The organism is Porphyrobacter sp. TH134, from assembly GCF_002855495.1.
In the GTDB taxonomy this organism is placed as follows: domain Bacteria; phylum Pseudomonadota; class Alphaproteobacteria; order Sphingomonadales; family Sphingomonadaceae; genus Erythrobacter.
In genome coordinates, this window is record NZ_PKRO01000032.1 from 12233 (window position 1) to 34423 (window position 22191).

The following is a 22191-nucleotide window of genomic DNA, read 5'->3' on the forward strand; positions in this document are numbered from 1 at the left end:
CGTGGTCCAAACGCATGGCCGCTCGTGGGTGCTTCAGGCGCAGTTCTACTTCGGCTGAAGCACCGCCGCAGCCAGCGCCAGCGCCTCACAAACCGCACCCTGATGGCACGGCTTGGTTAACCTTATCGATATCATTCTGAATTACCAGCACAGTTAGCCTGTCACGCGGATCGCAGCTGCTTTGCCCCCGTGTGACCGAAGAGACCAATTCCCCAAGGACGAGTGCAGCGACGGGCCCAAGACGCTATGGAAAGTTTCGGAACTGCCCACCACGATACCGGCCTGATCGGCCACTCCGGCTTTGTCGGCGGCGCGCTGCTGCGGCAAACCGACTTTGATGCCTGCTACAACAGCGCCACTATTGCCACTATCGAAGGGCAGGCATTTGGCACCTTGGTCTGCGCCGCCGCGCCAGGTTCAATGTTCGAAGCCAACCGTTCGCCGGAGCGTGACGCTGCGCAGATCGACGGATTAATCGCGCGGCTGGCCACGATACAGGCAGAACGGTTCGTGCTGATTTCCTCCGTCGCCGTGCTGGCGGACTTTGCAGGCGGCAATGACGAAGGCACGCAGGCCTTCCAGCAGGACCTCGCCTATGGCCGCCATCGCCGCGCGCTGGAAGCCTTTGTCGAAAGCCATTTTGCCAGCAGTCTGATTGTCCGCCTGCCCGCGCTGTTCGGGCAGGGGTTGCGTAAAAATTTCCTGTTCGATCTGATGAACCCGGTGCCATCGCTGCTGACCGAGGCAAAGCGCGATGCGCTGATGAAGGCGCTCGATCCCGCGCTCGGCGTTTGGGCGGCGTCGCTCTATGCGCCCGATGGGGTTACCGGGTTGCTGAAGCTTGACCGGGCGGCGCTCAATGCCGACAGGCGGCGCGCGGCGCTCGAGGATGCGGTAACAGTGCTGGGCGCTTCGGCGACGCAGTTCCATCATCCTGATACGACCTACCAGTATTACGCCATCGACCGGCTGTGGCAGGACATCGGCATCGCGCTGGGGGCGGGGCTGTCGCACCTGCATCTGGTGGCAGAGCCGCTGACCGCCGCCGCGATCCATGCGCGGCTGACCGGGCGGCCCATGCCTGACACGTCCGCACGCCTGCACCGTGAAGATATGCGCACCCGCCATGCAGGTTTGTGGGGGGCTGAGGGGCCCTATCAATTCGGCGCCGCTGCGACGCTTGACCAGCTCGCCGCGTTTTACACCAGCGAAAGGGCTGCGGCATGAAGCTCGCAATGTCCAATATCGCCTGGACGGCCGAAGAACGGCTGGAGGCTTATGCGATCCTCGCCGAAGCGGGGATTACGGGTCTTGAAATCGCGCCGGGCATCTTCTTCCACGCCGCCGACGATCCCTTCGTGCCTGACGAAGCAACCGCCCATGAGGCCTTGCGTGAGATAGCCGACGCGGGGCTGTCGCTGGTATCGATGCAATCGCTGTTATTCGGCGTCACGGGTGCGGCCCTGTTTGAAGGTGCCGAGGCGCGCAAGGTGCTCCAACGCGGAATGACACGCGCAATCACGCTGGCAGGGCGGTTCGGCATTCCCAATCTGGTGTTCGGCTCCCCATCACAGCGCCGCGTGCCTGTGGGCATGGCCATGGCTGACGCACTGGCAGAGGCCGCTGCCGTGTTCCGCCAACTGGGCGATGTCGCTGCCGCCGCCGGAACGCGTGTCACCATCGAAGCCAACCCGGCCGCCTATGGCACCAACTTCCTCACCTCGCTGGATGAGGCCGAAGCCTTCGTTGCGCTTGTCGATCATTCAGCGATTGCCCTGATCCTCGATCTGGGTGCGATGCACATGAACGGCAGTTTTGCCAGCGTACCTGCCCGCCTGCCCGACCTTGCCCCGAGCCTTAATCATGTCCACGTCAGTGAGCCTGATCTGGCCCCGGCCCCGGCGGATGCCGGGGCGCTGGTGCCGGTGCTGCGGGCCTTGCGCAAGGCGGGTTATGCCAAGGCGGTGTCTATCGAAATGAAGCGCTCTGCGCAGGGCCTTGCCGATGTACGGCGTGCCGTCGCGCGGCTGGTCGAGGCGGATACGGCAGCGCATCAGACGGAGGGGGCGATCCATGCGTGAACCCGACGCAAGCCAGTTCAAGAAACCGCGCGAAGACATGGTCGTCTCGGTTTGCTTTTCCGACCTTGCTGCAAACCCCGCCACCTTCGCCGCCTTGCGCGATGTGGCCGCCACGCTCGACCGCGCGTTCCGCTTCCGCGAGATCATCCTTGTTGTCGATGACACCCAGCGCGAGGCGTTCCTCCCGCTGATTGCCGAGGTGTCCAACACTCGCCTCTTCATAGTGCGGCGCGGGACCGAGTATTACGACCGGCGGGTCATCGCCGCCGAGGAGGCGATTGGCGATCTGGTGGTGATCGGCAATCTCGATGAAATCGCGCTGATCGACCTGGTCGCCTTCCTCGCCCATGCCGAGCGCGAGAATGCCGTGACGATGGCCTTTCGCGCCGTCCGCCGGCCGGTAAAGCGGCTGCTGGCCTGGCCCTTCATCGCGCTGGGCAAGCTGGCCGGGTTCAATGTCGACCCGAGCGACTTTCAATCCATCGCCGTGCCCCGCACGCATCTCAATCTGCTGCTGGCGCATGATGAGCCGCGGCTGGCCTTGCGCTTTCCGCCGCGCGATCCGCGCCTGCCGCTCGACTGGTTTCGCACCACGCGCAACGTGCCCGGGCGCACTGCCTTCATGGGATTGGCGCGCCGCGCGCAGCTGCTCCAGACGCTGCTGGTCTATCTGACGCCCACGATCCTGTCGGTGGTGGCGCTGTCTTCAAGCGTGCTGATGCTGCTCGGCATGGGCTATGCGGCATGGATTGTGGGCGCGGTCATCTTGGTCGACTCCCTCGCGCCGGGCTGGCTGACCACCAATGCGATGCTGGCGGTCAGCGCGGTCTTCATGGGGCTTTCGACGCTGGGCCTCAGCCTTGGCTTGCAACACCTGCTGAAACAGCAGCGGCGGCTGAAGGGCGGAATCGTGCCAGAGGAAGTCAACCGAATCGACCTGTTCCATCAGGTCGCCTTCGATCTCAATGTCGAACTGGAAAGCGATGTCCGCGCTGGCCCGGCAGGACCGGATTGATGCAGTCCGCCGCTGCCACCCCGTATGATTATGTCGTGATCGGCGGCGGCTTTTATGGCTGCTGCCTTGCGCTCTATCTGCGCTCGATCTCGGCGCGGGTGTTGGTGGTGGAGGCGGGGCCGCGGCTGATGGACCGTGCCTCGCGGGTCAATCAGGCGCGGGTGCATACCGGGTTTCACTATCCCCGATCCGCCGCCACCGCGGTCAAATCCATGCTGCTGCACCGGCGGTTCCTCGCCGATTTCCCGGACGCGGTGGTGGGCGATTTCCAGATGCTTTACGCCATCGCCCGGCGCCGGTCGAAGGTCACGGCCAAGAAATTCCACCGTATGTTCCGCGACATGGGCGCGCCGATCGAACCGGCGAGCCCAAGCCACCGGGCGCTGTTCAATCCCGACATGGTCGAAGACGTGTTCGCCTGTTTCGAGGTCGCCTTCGATCACAAGGTCCTTGGCAAGCAGGTAGCCACGCGCATGGCCGATGCCGGGATCGAGGTGCGTCTGGAAACCGAGCTGGTCGGCCTTGCTGACCATCGCAGCGGCGTGGTGGTCGCCTTGTCGGATGGCAGCGAAGTGACCGCGCGCTATGCCTTCAACATCACCTATGCCCAGATCAATGCGGTGCTGGCCAAGGGCGGCCTTCCGCAAGCGCGGCTGAAACACGAAATCGCCGAACTGGCGCTGATTGAACCTCCGCGCGAACTGGAAAAGATCGGTGTGACGGTGATGGACGGGCCGTTTTTCTCGGCGATGCCTTATCCTTCGGAACAGCTCTATTCGCTGACCCACGTGCGTTATACCCCGCATGAAAGCTGGGCCGACAATCCGCAAGCGCGTGATCCCTATCGCCATCTGGCCGCCGCGGCGCCCGAAACGCGCTTTGCCTTCATGCAGCGCGATGCCCAGCGTTATCTGCCCTGCCTTGCCGGGGCGACCTACCGCCGGTCGATCTATGATGTGAAGACCATCCTGATCAAGAACGAGGCCGATGATGGCCGCCCGATCCTTTATCACCAGAAGCCAGAGACAAGCCGAGTGATCTCGATACTCGGCGGCAAGATCGACAATATCTACGACCTGTTTGAAGCGGTGAAGGAGACAGCGCCCGAATTCGCTTCCCTCAATTCAGGGTTCGTGTTCGGGCACACCTATGCCTGACCGGGTACAGGCAAGCAGCAAAGCGCGCGGATGGTGGGCGCTGGCGGGGTTGGCGGCGGTGATCTGTGCCTTGCGCGGCGGTGTGCTGCTGTATGACCACAGCCTCAATTCGATCGATGGGGCGCTGCAGACGTGGTTCGCGCTCGATCACTTTGCCGATGGCGATCAGCTGGGAACGGCGTTCCAGTCCTATCTTGGAATCACGATGGTGCTGGCGTTGCTGCCGGTGTTTTTAGCCTTCGGGCAAACGCTGTTCGCATCGACTCTGGCCGCGAATGTGGCGGTGATAGCGGGGAGTTTCGGCGCGGCCTATGCGACCGTGTGGCTGATCCGGGCGGTGCCGCCCCGCGCGCGCTGGCAGACAGCGCTGGTGCTGATTTTCGGGTTCTATTACGCCGCGCCGCTGGTAGCCGAGGGCGCGGGCCTGCGCTGGCCCGCCACCTTTGATCCCGGCGTTTCGCTCCGGCCCTTGCGCGGGTTTCTGCCCTTCATCGTCCTGCCGTTCTTTGTCGTGCAGGTGCGCCGGGTGCTGCGCCAAGGCCGGGCGCTGCCGGGCGGTTTGCTGCTGGGTCTGGTCGCAGGGGTCGGGCTGCTGTGGTCGAATGATGCGGGGATGCCGCTGGTGATTGCGCTGACACTGGGATTGGTCATGGCGCTGCATCGGCGGCTGGCTTTGCTGGCGCGGACCGTGGCGGCATTCGGGCTTGGCGTCATGGCGGCAGCGGGCGCGATCCTGCTGGCGGTGACGCACGCTGCGCCGGGGCCGTGGCTGCAATACAATTTTCGCGATGTCGCGGGCGACCAGTTCTGGTTCTTTGCGCCATGGGATCGCAGCACGCGCATCCTTGGCGTGGGTGACCTGCCCAACATCTTGCGCCACGGCGATCTGCTGTCCACCGCCAGCCTGATTGTTCTGACGCTGTGCGTGCTGTGGGCGATGGTCCAGCGCCTGCGCGGCCGCAGTGCCCCGGTCCGGGGGAGCGCATTCATTGTCGTCGGCGCCAGCGTCATCGGCACCGCGCTGATCCCGCAGATCGGCGGGCATATAGGGGCCGAGTACAACGCCATCACCTTCGTTCTGGGTGCCTGCGCGCCCCTGATCGTCGGCCAGCGGGTGTTGCTGCGTCTGGCCAAGCCGGTGCTGCGCAGCGCCTCCCCGGCAAAGACCGGCATGGTTGTTGGTGTGGCGGCGCTGGCCATGGTGGGAATCGAAGCGGCGCGCTTTGCGACGATCCGGGCACAAACTGACCGCACCACTTATGACACAGGCCTCGGCTTCCACGTGACGCCCGAATATGCGGCGGATCTGGCGGCAATGCGGCAACTGGCGCAGGCCTGGGACGCACAAGGCATCGCGCAGGATCGGCGCTTGCTGTCGGTCTATACCTCGCCGCTGGATATCGCCGCCGGGGTAGACAGCCCGGCGCCGGTCGGATCGCTGATCCACGCATTGGGCGCGGACAACCGGGCAAGTTTCACCGCGCTGGTGGGTGAGCGCAAGGTCGCCGCCGTCACCACCATCGCGCCGGACTACAGCGGATGGGAGGGTTGGATACGCCGCGCCAACTGGCCATTTTTCCGGGCGCTGCACGAAAACTACACGCCCATCGCTCGCAATGATCAGCAGGTTCTGTGGGTGCGCGCCGAGACTGTCGCACCGCCCACCGCGGCCGCGACTTGCCAGGTTTCCGCGCCGTCGCGAAATACGCTGGCACTCGATATCGCAGCGCCCATCGCCGGGCTGGCCTCTGTCAGCGTTACCCGGCAACCGCCCTTTGCCACCGGGCGCAGCGCGATGCTGACCGTGGCCGAGGCTTCGCCCGATACCGCCGCCACGGCCGACCGCTGGGCCGACTTCCCCCGCTATGGCATCGGCAACACCGAACTGGTGTCGCTGGTCGCGCCTGTTTCTGCGGGCACCACAACCCGGCTGACGCTCGAGGTGCTTGACGGATCGGAAATCGGTACGGCCACCTGCACCGCGCAGGTCTTCGCCCCGGTCGATACCGCCGCCTTGCCCCGCCTGCCCGAAGGCATCGCCCGTTATCTGGCACAAGGCGCACCATGACGGAACTGTTGCGATTCTTCACCGTGACAGTGCTGGGGGTGGTGATTGACCTTGCCATCGCCCTTGGCTTGCACACCGGGCTTGGCGTGCCGCTCTGGCTGGCCGCTGCGATCGGCTTTACCCTGGCGGCGAGCGCGAATTACATCATCCATCAGACCTGGAGCTTTCAAAGCGGCCCGCGCAGCCTTTCGGCTCGGCGCGCAGGGCTATACGCGATGGTCGCGCTCGTCACGCTGGCGGTCCGGGTGGCGATTGTCGCACTGCTCGACCGGGTGCTGGCCGATGATCTGGCGCTCGCGATCCTGATTGGCGGCGCGGGCGGATCGTTCTTCGTGAACTTCGCCCTGAGCAAGTTCGTCGTCTTCGCTGCCGAACCGGATACGCCATGACCCTGCATCCCCCGCCGATCCTCGACGATAGCGATTGGGATGTGCCCGCCCACGAAACCGCGCTCTATGCCGAGCGGCGGCATCGCCATGCGCTGGTGATCCCGGTGATCAACGAGGGCGCGCGCATTCGCGACCAATTGCTGCGCATTCAGGCGGCGGGCCTGCCGGTGGACGTGGTCATCGCCGATGGCGGATCGACCGATGGTTCGCTCGATGCCGATTTCGTCGCTAAAGCGGGCGTGCGCGCGGTGCTGACCAAAACCGGGCCGGGCAAGCTCAGCGCACAGCTGCGCATGGCCTATGCCTGGGCCTTGCGCCAAGGTTATGCCGGGATCGTCACCGTCGACGGCAATGGCAAGGACGGGGTGGAGGCGGTCGCCGCCATGGTCGACAATCTGGAGGACGGCTGCGATTATGTGCAAGGATCGCGCTATCTGCCGGGCGGCGCGGCGGAGAACACCCCACTGGAACGCACCATCGCCAACCGGCTGATCCACGCCCCGCTGCTGAGCCTGTCGGGGCGGCACTGGTTCACCGACACCACCAACGGGTTCCGGGCCTATTCCGCTGCCTACCTGACCCACCCCGATGTGCGTCCGTTCCGGGACGAATTTCAGGTCTATAACCTGTTGTTCTACCTCACCGTGCGCGCCGGGCAATTGGGGCTGAAAGTCGCCCACGTGCCGGTGGTGCGGCGCTATCCCGATGATGGCAAGGTGCCGACCAAGATCGGCGGCTTTGCATCCAAGCTCGCGCTGCTGAAGGAGACCGTGATCGCCGCGACCGGCGGCTATACGCCGGATGATGCGGCGCGCGGGCGCGTGTCGCTGCTGTGGCCGCTTGCGGTGCTGCTGCTGGTGCTCGCCCCGTTGCTGCTGAGCGTGATCGCCGCGCCGCCTTACTCGCCCGATTCCTGGGCACTGTATGAATTGTCACAGACGGTGTTCGGCGATTTCTACCGCTTCAACCACTGGCGCAGCTATGCCAGCGACGTGCCCTATTCTACCAGCTTCCCGCCGCTGACCCCCGTTTTGATCGGGGTGATCGACGCCGTGCTGGGCACAGGACCGCGCACCGGACTCTATCTCGCTTTTGCTGCGTTTGCCGGGTTTGCGATGGTGTCGGAACAGATCGGACGCAAGGTCACCGGCGCGGCGTGGATCGGCCTGGGGGCAGCGCTGATCGGGCTGCTCGGCCCCAACATGCTTCTCGCCGAACTGGGTGCAGGCCGCACGATTCCGCTGCAACTGCTGCTGCTTGCGTTGATCCTGAGCAGCTTGCTTCAAGGCGCACGCATCAGTCTGGTTGGGGCGGCTGGGATCGGGTTCCTCGCCGGTCTTGGGGTGCTCAACCGGTTTGATGCGGTGCTGTTACCACTGCTCATCACTGCGATGATCTTGTGGCTGACGCGCAGCCCCAAGCGTGCCTTGGCGGCGGTGGCGGCGGCGGGGGTCGCCGTGGCGCCGTGGGTGATCTATTCCCTCACCACCTTCGGGACCGTCTTTGCGACCGACAACAGCGGCATCGCCACCACGCTGGACCCGGCCGCTTTCGTCACCGACTGGTGGCCAGCGCCGCAACCGGGATTGGCCGATGATCCTGCGGCATGGGCTGCGCGGGTAGCGGCCAACGCGTGGGGGGCATTCTACACACTTGCGGCGCTGCTGGCGACGGGCATGGGGCTTACGGCGGCGGCGTTTCTGGCGCCCCCGGCGGCGCTTCCTGCCCTTGCGGCCGGGCGACCGCGGGGGAATGATGGTCTGAAGGTGCTAATCGTGTTTACGGTGATCACCGCGTTGCTGTTGGCGCCGCAGGTGCTGACAGGCTATCTTGAATACCGCTACTTCGCAGCGTTAATCTGGGCCGGGCTGCTGGCGGCCGGGTGTTGGTGCATTGCGCAGGGCGCCACCCTCCACCAGCGCGCTCATGCCGCACGGTTGGCGTTCATGAGCGTGGCCGCAGCGATGGCAGTTTTGACAATCGGACAGGTCAAGGAGGCACTGGCCGCAGGTCGCGTGGATCGGGCAGAATGGGCCCGCTTTGATGCACCCGGCGATCTGAAGGCGCTGCAGGCTTGCGTGACGGACACCCCCCGGCCACGCATTCTGGTGCTGGGCGACGATCTGTTCGCCGCCCGCGCGGGCGCGCTAAGCGGGCTTCCAACCATGATGGAGCCGCGCAACATGGCGCGCGGGCGGCTCGGCATTGAGGGCAGCCGCGCTTTCGTCGCCGAATGGCAAGTCGATTACGTGCTCCCCAGAAACCTGGCGCGAGCGCGATGGGCAGCGACGAACCTCGATGTTGCCGAGATCAAGGACTGCCCGCTTACGCTGTATCGGGTCGCACGGGGCGGCAATGATGGTTGAGGAACAGCGCACAGGCGATCATACAACGGGCCGCATCGGCACAGAGTCAGGCGCTCCACGGGAGAAACACAAGATGATGTCTCGCCGATTGATGATGGCCGGTGGTGCGGCAGCAATGGTTGCGCCCGGTCTTCTTTCGTCCAGCCCCGCGTCTGCGCCATTGCGAGCGCAAGGACACACCCGGGGCGGTGCAATCCCACGTGATCCCGCGCTGGCGGCTGCCGCGCCCCCCGTGCGCCTCGGCGACACAATCTTCACGGCTGATGATCCTGCTGCTGTGTGGCAGAGCGCAGGGCTGCACACCGCCCGCGTGTTCCTGCGCAAGGGTCCATGGGCGCTGATCTGGTATCTGCAAGCCGCATCCCCGGTGGATGGCCGGCCTTTTGACGTGGTGGTGGTGGAGCGGCAACGCTGGGCCAATCTGGCGGCAGAAACCCCTGCGGTCAGCTATCAGGCCAGCGTGTTTGGTCGCAGCTTCCCGCTGTACGGCCATGGTGACTTCCAGCGCTGGGTCGTCGCATCCCGCGCATGGCCTGTATCGGATCGCGAGCTGAACCGCTGGCAAGCCAATGGCCTGTTGTTGCCGTGGGGCATCGGACCAAGGCTGCAACCGCCATCGCAATGGTCCTATATGGACCCGGTCCCGGATTACACGCCGCTGGACAAAGGCGGGCTCACGCCGGCGATGGGGACCACAGGATTGCGCGACGAAGTGGGGCCGATTGTCCACCGGCAGGCGCGCTACCTGATCGAACGCAGTGCAGAAATGCGGCGCGTCAGCATGAATTACGGGCTGACCGCGGCATCAATCCCCTGGCACGTGCGCGGGCCCGATGGCTTGCCGCTGCTGCTCGATACGCCCAATATACCGCTGAAAGTGCAGCAATATTATCAGAACTATCCCGAAGAGAGGATCATCGGCGTAAGCCCCGGGATGCAGTTTGAATGGGATATCGATAACGCGCACCGCCCGTGCCCGGCGTTCATTCCGGCTCTGCTATCCGAACTGCATCCGTTTTTCGTCGAGGAGCAGGTGTTTTCCGCGTGCACCGTGCTCAATACCGTGACTCCCGATTATCGCGGTGCCAGCGGCAAATTGATCGATCAGGGCCAGGGCCGCGACTGGGCGTGGTCCATGCGCGATGTGCTGCTCGCCTATGCGTTGCTCCGAGCCATGCCGACGCTTGACTGGTTGCCATCGGCAGAACGGTTCGATGCGATCCTTGCTGCCAACCTGGACCGCGCGGTCAGGGCACTCGCGGTGCCGGGGATGGGGCAATTGGGGATGTTCTGGGAAGGCGATGCCTACGACAGCGCACCCAATCCGACCTTCTGGCCATCGATCCGCACGGGGCAGCGGCCTGGGGTCTATACCGGGTCGATCGTCAACTACATCGCCTACACGCTGGATTGGGGGCGCCGCTTGCATGGCGATCCGCGCTGGTCGCAGTTGCAGATCGCCTTTGCGACAAGGTTTCAGGCGCGGCGCTTTCTGGCCAGCGGCCCGTTCTGCTTCCTCAATCTGCCCGCGCGGCTGGAAGGGCGCTGGTTCAGCGATTGGCGGCAAATGGCGCAGACGCTCGGCCTGCCTGCTGATATTGCGCAGCGGCCCTGGTACAGTTTCGACAAGCCGATCGATGATCCGCGCGTGTATGAATACACCACCGAGTATCCCGCGACTTTCTATCACGGCCTGAAACTGGCGCAGGCGGCGGGGGGCGCCAATGCCGATGTGGATACGGCGGTTGCGCTGCTGGAGGCGCAGATTCGCCGGGGTGATACGGAAAGCTATCCCGCCTTTGCCATGCGTCATTCGCGGTAGGTCGATCACGGGGCGACGAGATTGGTTGAATCCAGAACGGAGTCGCTCGTTGATCAACAGCTTTTGCCCCTGATCGGTGCAAACCGGACGCTCCGCTCGCCCGCCGTCGTCCCGGTTTTCGTCGGCGTAGGGAGAGGGGAGAGGGGATAGAATCGCGCCGCCCCTTGCCCCCGGCCCGCGCATCGGGAATCCCTCACACATGGCGATTCTCTCCGACAAATGGATCCGTACCCAGGCGCTCGAACATGGCATGATCGAGCCTTTCGTCGAAGCGCAGCGGCGCGATGGGGTGATCTCCTATGGCCTCTCGTCCTACGGCTATGACGCGCGGGTTGCGCCGGAGTTCAAGATCTTCACTAATGTCGATAGCTCGGTGGTCGATCCCAAGCAGTTCGATCCGAAAAGCTTCGTCGACCGCGAGACCGACGTTTGCATCATTCCGCCCAACTCCTTCGCGCTCGCCCGCACGGTCGAATATTTCCGCGTGCCGGAGGATGTGCTGGTGATCTGTCTGGGCAAGAGCACCTATGCGCGCTGCGGGATCATCGTGAATGTCACCCCGCTGGAGCCGGGCTGGGAAGGCCATGTGACGCTGGAATTCAGCAACACCACGCCTTTGCCTGCCAAAATCTACGCGAACGAAGGCGCGTGCCAGTTCCTGTTCCTGCAAGGCAACGAACGCTGCGAGACCAGCTACAAGGACCGCGCGGGCAAATATATGGGCCAGCGCGGGGTAACCCTGCCGCGATTGTGACTCACTTCCGTTCGTGCTGAGCTTGTCGAAGCACCGTTTTTGCTCTTCAACGGTGAGGAAGAAAAGCAGCCCTTCGGAAGCGCAGCTGTTGCGCAGCAACACCGGCTCAGGGCGAACGGAGATTGGATCACATGAGCACCCGCGAATTCGACATCATCGTCTACGGCGCCACCGGCTATACTGGGCGGTTGGTGGCGGAGTATCTCGCCCATCACTATGGCGCGCGCGCGGACGGCCCCAAGTGGGCGATGGCAGGCCGCAGCCTCGCCAAACTGGAGGAAGTGCGCGACGTGATCGGCGCGCCGGCCTCGATCCCGCTGGTGGTCGCCAATGCCGATGACAGCGCCGATCTGGAAGCGATGTGCCAGCGCACCAAGGTCGTGCTGACCACGGTTGGCCCGTACCAGCTCTATGGCGACAAACTGGTGGCCGCCTGCGTTGCAACCGGCACCGACTATGCCGACCTGTGCGGCGAACCGGCGTGGATGGCCGAGAAGATCGCCGAGCATCAGGCCGCCGCCGAAGCCAGCGGCGCGCGCATCTGTTTTTCGTCCGGGTTCGATTCCATCCCCTTCGATCTCGGCGTGATGATGACGCAGAAGGCCTGTGTGGAGAAGTTCGGCAAGCCGGCCCCGCGCATCCGGGGCCGGGTGCGGGCGATGCAGGGCACCTTCTCGGGCGGCACCGCGGCCAGCCTTGGTGCGACGATGAAGGCGGCGGCGAAAAGCCCCTCGCTCATCAACGTGCTGCGCAACCCGTTTGCGCTGACACCGGGGTTTGAAGGGCCGGATCAGCCTTCCGGCATGATCCCGTCGCACGAGGAAGATCTGGGCAAGTGGTCCGCGCCCTTCGTGATGGCGCCGATCAACACCAAGAACGTGCACCGCACCAACTTCCTGCTCGGTCATCCTTACGGCACCGACTTCCAGTATGACGAAATGATGTTGACCAGCCCCGGCGATGCGGGCCGCGCGGCGGCCAATGCGGCGCTGGAATTCATGAAAAACCCGTTTGGCGCAAAGCCGCCCAAGCCGGGTGAGGGGCCGACGCCCGAAGAGCGCGAGAACGGCTTTTATGATGTCGTCTTCGTCGCGGACATGGCCGATGGCGCGCGGCTGCAATTCGGCGTCAAGGGCCGGTATGATCCGGGCTATGGTTCGACCAGCCGGATGCTCAGCGAAACCGGCATTGCGCTGCTATCCTGCGCCAAGCCCGGCGGGATCGGCACGCCCGGCAGCTTCCTTGGCGAAGATCTGGTCAAACGGTTGGAAGAACACGCTGAACTGACCTTCAGGCTCGAAAGCTGATACGAAAAAGGGGCAGCCGGTCGCGGGAAATCCCGGTCCGGCTGCCCCAATTGCGACCCTGTTGCGGGCCCTGCGTCAGCTACGCATCAAAAGCTCAAACGGACGCTCGCGCGGAAGTTGCGGCCCACCAGCGGCACGAAGTCCTTGGTGAAGCTGGCATGGCGGCGGCCATTCACATCGAAGATGTTGTCGGCGGCCACTTGCAGCGTGACGTTCTGGTTGCCGGCCAGCGGACGCCACGCGATCAGCGCATTAACCAGCGTGAAGCTGTCGGTTGCGGTTTCGAAGGCGGTGACCCGGTCCTGTTCGCCAAACCACTGGACTTCGCCGCGCAGGTCGATGGCATCGGTCTGGGCTTCCAGCGCGCCGAGCAGGCTCAGCGGCGGGATCCGCGGGACTGCGGTGCCATCGGCCAATTCCGCTTCCACATAAGAGGCGCGCAGATCGGTCAGCAGGCGGAAGCCTTCGGTGTCGATGACGGGATAGCTGATGTCGGCCTCAACCCCCCAGAAATCGGAGTCCTGCTGGAGGTACTGGAACACCGGCAGATCGTCTTCTTCCTCGCCCGTTTCTTCAAGGAAGATGTAATTGCCGAACCACTGGCGGTAGGCTGTGAGATTGAAGGTGCCTGCACCGATGCTGCCCCGGGCATAGGCTTCCAGCCCCCAGGCGGTTTCGGTGTCGAGGTCGGCATCGCCGATCTCGAAGGCCTGGGTGGCGATATGCGGGCCGTTGGAAAACAGTTCCTCGGCGCTGGGCGCACGTTCGGCGCGTGAACCGTTAACGCCGATCCGCACGCCTTCGATGCCTTCGTAAACGAAGCCAAGCGCGCCCGAGAAGGTGTCATAATCCCGCGCGATCCCGAGGGTCTGGGCCTCGACATTGGTAAACTCGGCGCGCGCCGCAGCTTCGATCTGGAACGGGCCGGTGCCAAATTCCTGAAGCGTGAACAGCGCGACCTGATCGGTCAGGTTGGGCGGAATATAGGCTTCGGCGCCAACGGCAAAGAAATCGCGGTGGAGATACTGAACCCCGCTCGATCCGCGCAGGCTGCCGCCGGCATTCTGCACCAGTTCGGCACGCGCTTCGATGCTGGTGGCATCGAATACGGTGCCCACTTCACCCGGCCCTTCGAATTCGGTGTGCGTGTAGTCGGAATAGCCGACCCGCAGCTTCAGCCGCTCGAAGGCGCCCTCGCCCAGATAGACATCGCCCTTCAGGTCGGCGCGGAACTGCTGGAGATCGATGCGGACGTTTTCTTCGCCCTCTTCTTCCTCGGCCTCGCCGCCTTCCTCGCCGCCATGCTCATGCTTGAGGCCGGGGCGTTTGATGACGCCGTAATTGGTATCGTAATACCCGATGGCCGCGCCAAATGTGCTTTCGCCAAGGATCAGGCCAAGCCCTGCGTTGACGGTCCAGCTTTCCATATCGCTGTTGGGCACAAACCCGCGCTGACCGGCGGCCTCGCGGAATTCGGCGGCTTCTTCCGGTTCGCCGTCCGCGTCCTTTTCGGCCGCTTCTTCGAGGAGTTCGTCACGGAACTCGCGCGAGAGCTGGAAGCCGCCGATGTCCATATTGCCGGTTTTGCGCCACGACCCGTCGGCGTGGAACACGAGGTTATTGGTCAGGCCGACATCAAGGCTTGCCGCGCCGGTGCGCAGGTTGGTGGCGCTGTCGACGCCGGCAAAGCCATCAAAGTGCAGGTCTTCATCGGGCATCCGGGTCGGGATGCGCTTGTCGATCACGTTGACCGCGCCGCCGATCGCCTGACTGCCGTAGAGCAGCACGGCCGGGCCGCGCAGCACTTCGATCCGCTCGACGGTGATCGGTTCGATCGTGGTGGCGTGATCGACCGAGGTGTTGGACACATCCGCCGTGCCGACCCCGTCGATCAGGACGCGCACCCGCTCGCCCTGCTGGCCGCGCAGCACCGGGCGTGACGAGCCGGGGGCGAAGCTGGTGGCAGACACGCCGGGCAGCTTGGTCAGCAGGTCGCCGATCTGGCCGGTGACCATGTCGCGCTGGATGTCGCGGATTTCCAGCACGCTGGTGCCGGCCAGCACGTCGAGTTCCTTGAGACCCGAAGCGCTGACGATGATCGTGCCGTCATTGGCCGTCTGGCGATTATGCACATCGTCTTCAGCTGCGATGGGCGCAGCGGCGGGCTGCGCCTGGGCCTGGGCCAAAGCGGGTGAAGCGACACACGTCAGGCTGAGCACCGAGGCGAGCGCGAGCTGGGAGGAGACAAGGCGCGGCTTGTTGATCGTCATGGGATGTCCCGTTGTTTTGATGAGATAACGTATCGTGCGCCTAGCGTCATGCCCGGTTATTGCAAGCCGAAATCCCGCCAAAAGCTGACGCTGGCCGACCAAACGTTGCGGTTTTGCAACAAGGGACCCGGCCAAACCGGGATGATCGCCGAGCCACCCGTCCGCTGCCGACTTCGCATAGGCTGCCAGCAAGACGCCGGTTTCGCGGCCTCTTGCCTCGTCAGGACGATCTTGGGCGCGCTGACGGGCCGATCTTGCCCGTCATGCAAAGGACTAGGTTTCGTCCTTCGTTAACTCGCCATCCTCGGTGATGCGCACTTCCGTGCCGTCAGGCCGCTTGAAGACCACATCGGCGGTATCATCGATCTCCTGCCCGGACGCTTCCATCCCGGCGATGACCAGTTCGCGCGTGAGCTTGTTCTGAATGCGTCGGCGGGCGGGCAGGCTCCATTCCTCTTGTTCTGCCTGATACAGTTCGGCTTCGAGGATCGTCAGTGAAGCAAACAGAGCAGTGCGGGTCTCGCCGCGGCTGCCGTCTTCGTTGTCGCCGCCGTAGACCGGTTTGGTCAGGGCTTTGACAAGGCCTTCGGAGAACGCATCATTATCGTGCAGGCCTTCGGCCTGAAGCGTGCTCATCGATGCCATCAGCATGCTGAACATTTCCGGATCCATATCGCGGGTCGCTTCTGCGAATTCCTCCCCCAGCAGCTGAACATTGGCCACGCGCTGCAAGATTTCACCGCGATCAGCGGCGGTCTGGGCGGCGTCGAACTTGGCAAGGTCGGCCGGGCCGAGCGTGCCTTCGATCAGTTTGCGGGCGCTATCAAGCAGATCGGGATCGATGCCGGCAGTAGCGGATTCATCATCAGCTGTCTGGCGGGTCTTGCTGGCCGGAACGGAAAAGCCGGCCGATGATCTGCCGCCGCTCAGCTGAGGGGTCGACGAGTTGAAGGGCGGCAGCAAGAGGCCTGGGTCCGGTCGGCGCACGACGATTGGACTTGGGGGAGCCGGGGAATCCGGGGGAGGTGGCGCAGGCGGCGGCGTTTGTGTCGGCGGAGGTGGGGGCTCCGGTGTCGGTGCGGGCGGTGGCGGCGGTGGAGTCGGAGTCGGAGTCGGGGTCGGAGTTGGCGTCGGGGTTGGTTCAGGTGTTGGCGTCGGTGTCGGTGTCGGTGTCGGCGTCGGCGTCGGTATTGGAGTCGGAGTCGGCTCGGGCGGCGGCGCAGGCGGAGGTGGCGGCGGAGGCGGCGGCGCTGTCTGCAAGCCGTTGGAAAAGCCCGGCTGCGTCGCAAACAGCAAGGGCACTGCCAAACTCCCGGCCGCGCTGTCGCTCGCAGGCGCAGTGGTGATGGCGCGCCGCTGAATAATTCCGATTGTCAGCTTGTCCGTTTCAGACGTTGTCCTGCGCCGTACCAACGGAGAGATATCAGCCACCGTGGCAGCCGGCCTGCTGACCTCGTCTGTCTGATAGCCGATGCGATTGCTGTCGATGGTGGAAAAGCCGCGATGGACCTTCTCATCGAAGCTTATCCGCAAGCCGGTCACCGGATTGGTGGTTTGCGTGGTCTGGCCTTCGAGCAGGGTCACAGCATCGGTGCGATTGGCGATGCCGATGGTCTGGGTTGCCAGCAGATCCTGATCGGCGCTGAACAACCTGTCAAAGCCATAAAGGGCACTGTCATTGACCTGCGCCAGGATTCGCGGCCCAGGCGCTGGCGTTTCTGCGAGCAAGCCAAGCGATGCCCCCGTGCGCGCATTGACCTTTTCAAGCCGCCCGTCGCCGTTCACCCGGATTTCCGAGCGCACATCGAAATTGAGGTAGGGGCTGGTCCGCGTAAAGCTGCGATGAAACTTCTCATCGGCCATAGCAGACGCGATGTCGGTCACCGCATTGCCAAGCGCGTCGAACACCAGCTGGGTGCCTGTCTGCGTCACAATCACCCCGCCGCCCAGCAATGGCGTCACTGTCGCCCTGCGGAGGTCGGTGATGCTTACGGTTTTCGATACCCCATCGTTCAAGAACTTGAGATCATCACCTTCGGCAAGGACGTAACCCCCCTTTGACAGGCCGGTGAGCCGGATGGTGCGATCATCAATTGTTTCAAACGAAGCCGAGGTTTGAATGATTTCCCGTGACAACTCATCGGTTTCAACCAGATTGCCTTGACGATCGATCAGGTGCGTTTCCAGGATCCGTGTAACGGTTCCCCCAAGGTCGCGGTTGTCGTCGAAATTGGTCTCTCGGATGAATTTCTGCGTGATTACCAGATAGGTGCCATCGCCCGCCGATGCCGAGGCGAGCGTGGAAAGGCTGCTTTCGGTTCCCATACTGTCACGGAAAGTCTGGGTGTTACCGGGGCCGCCCAGCGTGTCTGTTGTGACGACCGAACTTGCGACCTCCAACGTTTTGACCGGAACCGCATCGAACGCAAAGGCAGCAGTCTCGTTGATTTCCACGATCCCGGCATTGGCTTCCCGCCCTGCGAACAATTGCAGGACGCCCGACCGGGTTTGCGGACTTCCGGCGTCGCGCAAGGGGCCGGGCAGGACGACCTCGGATGCCGTCAATCGGATCAAGCCGCCCGGCCTGCTGATGTCTTCGGCCGATGCATCGATCAGGGCTGATGCAGCGATGCGGATCGTCTGGGCGGCGCCCAACAACACGGTCCCGCCGGTCGCCCCCGGATCGCCCGACACATCGAGCCTTGCATCGCCGCCAATCTCCACATTGCCGGCGGCCTGCACAACAATCTGACCAGCGGCATTGGGCCCCGACTTCGCGCGCACCTTGCCTGTAAGGCGCACCGTATCGGCAAAGAACCCGGCCGCCCCGCGGCTCACATCAATATCGCCCATCAGATCCACGCGGCTGCCCGCCGTGCCATCAAGCGTGAAGGTCATCTGGCCCAGTTGCGAACTGCCGACAGTCACCGTGCGGGCGGAAGCTGCAATCACCTGACCATTGGGCGCATCAATGGTGCTGCCCGCTTCGGATTCCACCCGCTCGCGCGCGATCAGCCAGATCTGGCCGCCCGGCCCTGACGAGCGGGTGGTGACCTGGCTGCCGTCTTTCAGCACGATCCGGTTGACGAAGGGATCGAGCACATCGACCCCGCTTTCGCACGCGATCGCATTGCGGCACGCGAAATTGTAATTGCCCGCGAGGAAATCATTATCGGTGATGTCGAGCGTTGAGGCGATCAGCCCTGCTGTGTCGACGCGCGACTTTGCACCGAACACAATCCCGTTCGGATTGATCAGGAACACGCGGCCATTGGATTGCAACTGGCCCTGAATGTCGCTGAAGGATGTGCCGATCACCCGGTTAAGAACCGCGCTGCCCGCATTCACCTGATCGAAGCGCACCGTGCGGGCTTCATCGATCGAAAAGCTTTCCCAATTGATGATCGTGCCCGGTTCATTGACGATCTGCATGCCGTTGCTGAAGGTGTTGATCACCGCCCCGCCGTTCACGATCTCGGGGTTGCGCGGCATGTCCTGTGCAAGGACGGCGGTGCCGCCGAACGAGGCGCAGATGGCGAAAACCACGGGTTTGAAGTGTGCGGATGTCATGCGGGTCCCTCAGCGCTGAATGCAACCTGTTGGAGGCGGTGATGCCGCCGTGCGGGCCGATCGGCCGCGTTCATAGCGCCCACTCCAGCAGCACGAGCAGCCGCGTATCGCCTGCCTCGCTTTGCGGCAGATTGCGCGCGGTCATGACGCGGGCACCTGCAAGGTTGAGCTGAAGCCCGGGCCTGATCGTCCATTGGTAGGCAATGCCTGCGCTGAGCGCGCTCAGCGTGCCGACCTCGTTGGCCAGCGCCTTGTTGCGGCCTGCGACCGCGCCATCGACAAAGCCTGCGAGCCGGTGACCGGGCGCCAGCGTGCCCCAGTATTCCAGCGTCGCGGCAGCGCCGCTGTCACCGGCCATTTCGCTTTCGATCAGCCCGCGCATGAAGTTCTGCCCGCCTGCCCGGAACTGCTGCGGCGCGATCAGTGCATCGCCGGTCAGTTGCCCTTGCGCGCGAAGGACGAATTCCTGGCCCTTGCCGGTGGCACTGCGGAACACCGCGAAAGCCTCAAGCGTGGTCCAGTCGGGTGTCGCACCAAAGCGCGCCGCATTGTACCGCGCGGCCGTGGCAAGGCCGCCGAGGCCGGTGTTACGGCGCACGCGCAACTGGCCGAACGCATTCGACCGGTCGTTCTGCCAGGTGGCCGCCAGGGTCACTGACAGCGGCGCGGTGCCGACTTTGGAGCCAAGGTTCACCCCGAAGAAATTGACCACGTCATTATGCTCGGCCATCTCGAAGCCCGCTTCGATATACGGCTCCAGCGTGCCGCTGCGGGGTAGCAGGCGGCGGACGGATATGTTGGCGATCTTGCTGTTGCCCGATACGTCAAAGAACTCGTTCACAAGCCCGGGTCTGCTGCGCGAAATCGACGCTTCGGCCGACAGCAGCGTGGCAGCAGCGGGCAGCGGGTGCTGATACCGCAGGGCGAACTGGTGCTGGCGTTCAGGGTGGGTGATGGAAACCAGCGTGGTGATATCGAGCGCGCGTCCCGGGCCGAGCAGATCGCCATGCCCCACTTGCAGGCGCAGCCGCTGCCGGCCGGTCGCCGGTTGCCCCGCATTGTCGACGAGCACACGGCCATAATACGGGGTGCTGTCGCTGACGAGAATTCGCGCATCGAGCATCGAAGCATCGTCCTGCGTCTCCGAAAAGCCGGGAAGCCGGGTGATTGGCACGGCTGCCGGAATGTCTGCGGCCGAGGCGATGGGCCGTCCTTGAACATTGGCGGACGACGGTCCCAAAGGCACGCGCGCTGGCGCTGGAAGGGCTGGGCTGCCCGCAGGGGCTGCGGTTTGGGTCGCCGAATCTGACCAGCGAAAATCGACCGATATCCGGCGATGGGGTTGCAGATTGGCAAGGCGCAGTTCGCGGTCGAGCGTTTTCAGATTGGGCGTTTCGCCCGCCCGCAGCGCCGGGAGCGCTGCCATCGCCTGCGCCGCCACCGCTGGCGGCACTTTGATCGGGGCCGCTGCGCCCGCTGGCAGGCCGACCGTGATCGCCGCCAAGCGCAATTGCTGAACACGGATTAGCGCGGTCGTGCCCACCATGAACGGCGCATCAACGCTGACCAGAGCAACGCCTGCGTCGTCATGCGCATCCGAAACGGCAAGCCGGACTTGCTGCAACAGGGCCGGGGTTACTGGCTGGCCGATAAACGGTCCGGCTGCGGCGGAAACCTGCGAGACCGGCAGGGCCGTGCTGCCCAGCACCAGAATGCCGCCAAGCGTGGTTTGCGCCTCTGCCGGGGCGGGCGAGGCGGGCGCCGGGGCGCCGGTCTGCTGGGCTGATGTTGCCGTGTGCAGACCCGTGGAAGCCGCCATAACCATCGCTGCGGCGCGCAGTCCGGGTCGCAGAGGCCTGCCAGCGGCGATCACGGCGGCGAAAGTTTGACGCGGCGCTGGCTTGTCTCCGGCAGACCGGGCCAGAACGGCAGGAATCGAATTGCAATATGAAATCACCGGCACGCAGCGGCCCCCGCGCTGCCAGGCCCCCTTGGAATGGCACCGCAATCAGCCGCTTAACGAAAGCCCTAGGCGCGCGCGTCCACCATCTGTTTACCCAGCGGCGCCGCGCGCGCACACAAACCGGTAGGCGAGCCTGCACAGGTCTGCAAAACCGTTCGTGTCGGTCTTGTCGTAGATCCGGTGCAGATGCGTGCGGGCTGTGGCGCGGGCCATGCCCAACCGTGCGCCAATCGTTACCAGATCACCCTGTTCAACGGCGGATTCCATCACGCGCGCCTCGGTCGCGGTCAGGCCATAGGCCTTGGCAATGGCCGCGTAAGCGATGATCCTCGGGCGGTCGACGATGCCGATATGAATGGCGTGGGTGGCTGCCTGATTTGTCGAAAGATCACCAAGCCGGTTGCGCTGCAATTCCTGCGCTTCGCACAGCAGGCGGGTGATGGTGCTGTTTCCGGCAGTGAGTTCGGCGATCACCGGCTGGCTCGTGGCAATCGCATCCTTCACCGCTTTCCCGAAGCCGCTGTGCCCGATTGGTTGGCCAATTTGCAGACCGACGATGGCGGCAAGCTGCGGGTCGAGTTCCACAATCGTCCCGTCTTTCGACAGCAGCATGATATGATCCCGCGCCCCGGCGCTGCTTTGCCGAAAGCCGTCTGCGGTGTTTTCGCCGTCGATCAGCCGGCTCTGGATCAGCACGGCGCGCCGCAAGTGCGGCACCAGTTCGCGCATTCTGGCGATTTCAGCCGGGCCGTAGACCGCAAAATCCCCCATCCGCAGAATGGCGAGCGTCGCGATCATGCCCGGACGCTTGATCAGGTTGATCGCCATGTTGTCGACAATGCGCTGGGGGGCGATAAATCCGTTGTAAAATACGCTTTCAGAAACATCCGGTCGCAGAAAATACGGGGCTGCGGGGGCCGGCTCACCTTCGGGAACAGCGACGAGGATCGGCCGAAGGATATCATGTTCGGCAAATTCTTCGACATATCGGCGCAGCCATGCCGGATCATTGCCGAACTGAACGTCAAACCCGCAATTTCGTTCGAAATCATGCCATCCAAGAAAGGCAGCATTGCCGCCAATTTCTTGCGCAATCGATCGCAGCAAGGGTTCAAAGCGAGGCCGGTCGAACGCGGCGTCGTAAATCTGTTCGATCAGAGACATCGGGAGAGATGTACACATCGTCCCTGGTGCAGTCATCCTGTTTATAGTTGAACAATACAGGCTCTAGTTTGATAGTTTAGTTGGGGTCAGAATTCAGAACACTGACAACACTCGTTCCCCACAGGGATCGGCGGCGCAAAAGCGAAGCGCCTTCCATCTTGGATTCCCTTGTCAATGGACACCCAGTGTTACGAGCTAAGGCGACACCCAGTGTTACGAGGTGTCTCGTTGTGACCGTGCGATGATTTCAGGGGCGGGGAGCATG

At 63.9% G+C, this 22191-nt stretch carries 14 protein-coding genes; 10 read left to right on the forward strand and 4 right to left on the reverse strand.

The window, feature by feature from the left end; genetic code table 11:
• Nucleotides 1–246 precede the first annotated feature (246 nt).
• The 10 genes from C0V72_RS12525 (at nucleotide 247) to C0V72_RS12570 (ending at nucleotide 12959) form a co-directional block, all read left to right on the forward strand.
• Entirely contained in the window at nucleotides 247–1227 is a 981-nt protein-coding gene (locus C0V72_RS12525) for a hypothetical protein (RefSeq protein ID WP_101794482.1), read from the forward strand.
• Entirely contained in the window at nucleotides 1224–2081 is an 858-nt protein-coding gene (locus C0V72_RS12530) for a sugar phosphate isomerase/epimerase family protein (protein WP_101794483.1), read from the forward strand. The genes C0V72_RS12525 and C0V72_RS12530 overlap by 4 nt, the downstream gene beginning before the upstream one ends.
• Nucleotides 2074–3096, forward strand: coding sequence for a hypothetical protein (locus tag C0V72_RS12535; RefSeq protein ID WP_101794484.1), 1023 nt, complete (start codon nucleotides 2074–2076; stop codon nucleotides 3094–3096). Before C0V72_RS12530 ends, C0V72_RS12535 begins: the two co-directional genes overlap by 8 nt.
• A complete protein-coding gene (locus C0V72_RS12540; protein ID WP_101794485.1) occupies nucleotides 3096–4253 on the forward strand; it encodes an FAD-dependent oxidoreductase in 1158 nt (385 codons plus the stop codon). The genes C0V72_RS12535 and C0V72_RS12540 overlap by 1 nt, the downstream gene beginning before the upstream one ends.
• The gene (locus C0V72_RS12545) at nucleotides 4246–6321 is read left to right on the forward strand and encodes a hypothetical protein (RefSeq protein ID WP_101794486.1); all 2076 of its coding nucleotides are present in this window, start codon (nucleotides 4246–4248) and stop codon (nucleotides 6319–6321) included. Before C0V72_RS12540 ends, C0V72_RS12545 begins: the two co-directional genes overlap by 8 nt.
• Nucleotides 6318–6710 (forward strand): GtrA family protein, encoded by a 393-nt coding sequence (locus C0V72_RS12550; protein ID WP_101794487.1) that lies wholly within the window; start codon nucleotides 6318–6320, stop codon nucleotides 6708–6710. Before C0V72_RS12545 ends, C0V72_RS12550 begins: the two co-directional genes overlap by 4 nt.
• Nucleotides 6707–9076, forward strand: a complete 2370-nt coding sequence (locus C0V72_RS16525; RefSeq protein WP_199797796.1) for a glycosyltransferase family 2 protein — start codon at nucleotides 6707–6709, stop codon at nucleotides 9074–9076. Before C0V72_RS12550 ends, C0V72_RS16525 begins: the two co-directional genes overlap by 4 nt.
• Before the next feature lie 232 nt (nucleotides 9077–9308).
• Nucleotides 9309–10898 carry a hypothetical protein gene (locus tag C0V72_RS12560; RefSeq protein WP_143704588.1) on the forward strand — a complete coding sequence of 530 codons (1590 nt, stop codon included), beginning with the start codon at nucleotides 9309–9311 and terminating at the stop codon, nucleotides 10896–10898.
• Nucleotides 10899–11097: 199 nt separating this feature from the next.
• Nucleotides 11098–11652: a dCTP deaminase gene (dcd, locus tag C0V72_RS12565; protein WP_066526763.1), complete on the forward strand. Its 555-nt coding sequence runs from the start codon at nucleotides 11098–11100 to the stop codon at nucleotides 11650–11652.
• A gap of 131 nt (nucleotides 11653–11783) precedes the next feature.
• Complete coding sequence (locus C0V72_RS12570; RefSeq protein WP_101794489.1) at nucleotides 11784–12959, forward strand: saccharopine dehydrogenase family protein; 1176 nt, start codon at nucleotides 11784–11786, stop codon at nucleotides 12957–12959.
• Nucleotides 12960–13045: 86 nt separating this feature from the next.
• On the opposite strand, the gene C0V72_RS12575 is transcribed toward C0V72_RS12570, so the two are convergent.
• From C0V72_RS12575 to C0V72_RS12590, 4 genes are all read right to left on the reverse strand, one after another.
• On the reverse strand, nucleotides 13046–15229 hold the full coding sequence (locus C0V72_RS12575; RefSeq protein ID WP_101794490.1) for a TonB-dependent receptor: 2184 nt from the start codon (nucleotides 15227–15229) through the stop codon (nucleotides 13046–13048).
• Between the two features lie 273 nt (nucleotides 15230–15502).
• Nucleotides 15503–18799, reverse strand: coding sequence for a two-partner secretion domain-containing protein (locus tag C0V72_RS12580; RefSeq protein ID WP_101794491.1), 3297 nt, complete (start codon nucleotides 18797–18799; stop codon nucleotides 15503–15505).
• A gap of 70 nt (nucleotides 18800–18869) precedes the next feature.
• A complete protein-coding gene (locus C0V72_RS12585) occupies nucleotides 18870–20618 on the reverse strand; it encodes a ShlB/FhaC/HecB family hemolysin secretion/activation protein (RefSeq protein WP_143704589.1) in 1749 nt (582 codons plus the stop codon).
• Between the two features lie 234 nt (nucleotides 20619–20852).
• Entirely contained in the window at nucleotides 20853–21926 is a 1074-nt protein-coding gene (locus tag C0V72_RS12590; RefSeq protein WP_101794493.1) for a helix-turn-helix transcriptional regulator, read from the reverse strand.
• Nucleotides 21927–22191: the final 265 nt, after the last annotated feature.

Coding starts and splice junctions, on each gene's coding strand:
- C0V72_RS12525 (WP_101794482.1), top strand. CDS start 247: ATGGAAAGTTTCGGAACTGCCCACCACGATACCGGCCTGATCGGCCAC.
- C0V72_RS12535 (WP_101794484.1), top strand. CDS start 2,074: ATGCGTGAACCCGACGCAAGCCAGTTCAAGAAACCGCGCGAAGACATG.
- C0V72_RS12580 (WP_101794491.1), bottom strand. CDS start 18,799: ATGACATCCGCACACTTCAAACCCGTGGTTTTCGCCATCTGCGCCTCG.
- C0V72_RS12545 (WP_101794486.1), top strand. CDS start 4,246: ATGCCTGACCGGGTACAGGCAAGCAGCAAAGCGCGCGGATGGTGGGCG.
- C0V72_RS12530 (WP_101794483.1), top strand. CDS start 1,224: ATGAAGCTCGCAATGTCCAATATCGCCTGGACGGCCGAAGAACGGCTG.
- C0V72_RS12585 (WP_143704589.1), bottom strand. CDS start 20,618: ATGGCGGCTTCCACGGGTCTGCACACGGCAACATCAGCCCAGCAGACC.
- C0V72_RS12590 (WP_101794493.1), bottom strand. CDS start 21,926: ATGTCTCTGATCGAACAGATTTACGACGCCGCGTTCGACCGGCCTCGC.
- C0V72_RS12540 (WP_101794485.1), top strand. CDS start 3,096: ATGCAGTCCGCCGCTGCCACCCCGTATGATTATGTCGTGATCGGCGGC.
- C0V72_RS16525 (WP_199797796.1), top strand. CDS start 6,707: ATGACCCTGCATCCCCCGCCGATCCTCGACGATAGCGATTGGGATGTG.
- C0V72_RS12570 (WP_101794489.1), top strand. CDS start 11,784: ATGAGCACCCGCGAATTCGACATCATCGTCTACGGCGCCACCGGCTAT.
- C0V72_RS12575 (WP_101794490.1), bottom strand. CDS start 15,229: ATGACGATCAACAAGCCGCGCCTTGTCTCCTCCCAGCTCGCGCTCGCC.
- C0V72_RS12550 (WP_101794487.1), top strand. CDS start 6,318: ATGACGGAACTGTTGCGATTCTTCACCGTGACAGTGCTGGGGGTGGTG.
- dcd (WP_066526763.1), top strand. CDS start 11,098: ATGGCGATTCTCTCCGACAAATGGATCCGTACCCAGGCGCTCGAACAT.